The following is a 1,499-nucleotide window of genomic DNA, read 5'->3' as shown; positions in this document are numbered from 1 at the left end:
TCCCAGGGTCGCGCAAGCTACTCTATGGAATTCAAAAAATACAATACAGCTCCGTCGCACATCGTCGAAACTGTTACCAAAAAACAAGGCTGATTCAGCCCTTTAGGCAAGGAGTTAATTGTCGTGGCTAAAGAAAAATTTGATCGTTCCCTACCGCACGTCAACGTTGGCACCATCGGTCACGTTGACCACGGTAARACCACTCTGACTGCWGCTCTGACTCGTGTTTGCTCCGAGGTTTTCGGTTCGGCTATCGTTGATTTCGATAAAATCGACAGCGCGCCAGAAGAAAAAGCTCGTGGTATCACCATCAACACCGCACACGTCGAGTACAACTCGAAGATTCGTCACTAYGCKCACGTYGACTGCCCMGGYCACGCYGACTATGTGAAGAACATGATCACYGGYGCKGCSCAGATGGACGGCGCGATCCTGGTTTGCTCGGCCGCTGAYGGTCCGATGCCRCARACSCGYGAGCACATCCTGCTGKCCCGTCAGGTMGGCGTTCCGTACATYGTGGTTTTCCTGAACAAGGCTGACCTGGTAGACGACGCTGAGCTGCTGGARCTGGTTGAGATGGAAGTGCGCGATCTGCTGAGCACTTACGACTTCCCAGGCGACGACACTCCGATCATCATCGGTTCCGCTCGTATGGCTCTGGAAGGYAAAGACGACAACGAAATGGGCACCACTGCCGTTCGTAAACTGGTTGAAACTCTGGACAGCTACATCCCAGAACCAGTTCGTCTGACCGACAAGCCGTTCCTGATGCCAATCGAAGACGTRTTCTCGATCTCGGGTCGCGGTACTGTTGTGACTGGTCGTATCGAGCGCGGTATCGTTCGCGTTCAAGATCCACTGGAAATCGTTGGTCTGCGTGACACTACCGTCACCACCTGCACCGGTGTTGAAATGTTCCGTAAGCTGCTCGACGAAGGTCGTGCTGGCGAGAACTGCGGCGTTCTGTTGCGCGGTACCAAGCGTGACGACGTTGAGCGTGGCCAGGTTCTGGTTAAGCCGGGTTCGGTTAAGCCGCACACCAAGTTCACCGCAGAAGTTTACGTTCTGAGCAAGGAAGAAGGCGGTCGTCATACTCCGTTCTTCAAAGGCTACCGTCCACAGTTCTACTTCCGTACAACTGACGTGACTGGTAACTGCGAGCTGCCAGAAGGCGTTGAAATGGTAATGCCAGGTGACAACATTCAGATGACTGTTACCTTGATCAAAACCATCGCGATGGAAGATGGTCTGCGTTTCGCTATCCGTGAAGGCGGTCGTACCGTCGGCGCTGGCGTCGTAGCCAAAATCATCGAGTAAGCTCTTTTTTGAGTAAGCTTTGATGACATGAAAAAGCCCCCGCTCAGCGGGGGCTTTTTTATTGGGTTGACACCTATCTGGGGCGTCTATAGAATTGCGCCTCCTTTTAACGGGCGTATTGCGCTCGGTGGGAATAGCAGCCGGAGTCTGAAATCCAATGCAAAATCAGCAAATCCGTATCA

At 53.0% G+C, this 1,499-nt stretch carries 2 protein-coding genes; both read left to right on the top strand.

Translation table 11 applies throughout. The features are described 5' to 3' along the window. Window positions 1–93, top strand: a 93-nt coding sequence (locus AC1DRJ_RS27355) for a hypothetical protein (RefSeq protein ID WP_477804898.1), incomplete at its 5' end; no start/stop codon positions are given. 30 nt (window positions 94–123) lie between these two features. Continuing rightward, complete coding sequence (gene tuf, locus AC1DRJ_RS27350; protein ID WP_477804897.1) at window positions 124–1,317, top strand: elongation factor Tu; 1,194 nt, start codon at window positions 124–126, stop codon at window positions 1,315–1,317. Window positions 1,318–1,499 lie beyond the last annotated feature (182 nt).

The organism is Pseudomonas sp. P5_B2 (genome assembly GCF_056400445.1).
This window is presented reverse-complemented; position numbering and strand designations above follow the sequence as displayed.